General features: G+C 35.6%; 1 pseudogene. It reads right to left on the bottom strand.

From position 1 onward, the window contains the following. Positions 1-1,075 (bottom strand): annotated as a pseudogene (locus AJ886_RS02920) (hypothetical protein); the annotation flags it as partial.

The following is a 1,075-nucleotide window of genomic DNA, read 5'->3' as shown; positions in this document are numbered from 1 at the left end:
TTAGTGTTTTCCCCACTAACTGTAATACCACCTGTTATACTTCCTGAGCCAGAATTAGAGATAGCTTGACCTGAAGAAGAAGTTACAGTAGCTCCATCTTCTACTTTTATAGAGCCTTCTATTTTTCCGCTTTCATTAGATATACCAGCGCCACTTCCACCTTCTACTCTAGATCCTTCACCGGATAAAATTATTTCTCCGCTTAAAGAAGCTGCTTTTTCTAATCTTATACCATTAACTTTACCTTGTATAATGCCACCATTTTTAAGTTCTATTTTACTAGTACTTGAACCAACATCTAAAGCAATTCCATGATTATCGCTATAAATTCCACTTACAGTTCCATCTTTTGAAGTATTTTTTCCACCATCTATGTATAAATCGCCTAGAGTTTGCCATTGATTTACCCATATTCCTGCTGTTTTACCATAAACTACACCTCCATCTTTTATGGTAAGTGTTCCAAATTTACCATAGGATACATGTATACCAGAAACAACTGAATTGATAGTTCCTGTGTTGATGATATTTTCTATGGTGCCACCGTTTTCTAATTTTATAGCGCCACCCCACCATATATCTTCAGTGCTATTTATAGTACCTTTATTTTCAAGTGTTTTTATAATGCTATTGTGTATAAAAACAGCAGAGGAACCACCATTCATAGTACCATTATTGATAAAATTTTCTATGGTTCCACCAACCATTGTTACACCTTCGCTCCCACTAATTAAACCACTATTAACAAAGCTTTGTATATTAGTATTTTTTCCTTCGAAAAGTACTCCTCGGTCGTTAGAGCCTACTATAGTCCCACTATTTTCGAATTTATCCACAGTGAGAGTTCCTGAGTTACCTCCCCAAATTCCCATGTAAATTTGACCATTGATTTGACCTGTATTTTCAAAGGTGTTAACAGTGATGGTTCCTTTAAAATTGTTATCATGTTCTACAGCTACCTTACCGTTAATAGTTCCATGATTGGTAAGATTGGTAAGAGTGAGGATATTGCTACCACTAGCATGAGCATAGATGATTCTATCTGTATTGCCTATACTACCTAAAGTTCCACCTG

The organism is Campylobacter sp. BCW_6465 (genome assembly GCF_001762815.1).
Lineage (GTDB): Bacteria > Campylobacterota > Campylobacteria > Campylobacterales > Campylobacteraceae > Campylobacter_D > Campylobacter_D jejuni.
This window is presented reverse-complemented; position numbering and strand designations above follow the sequence as displayed.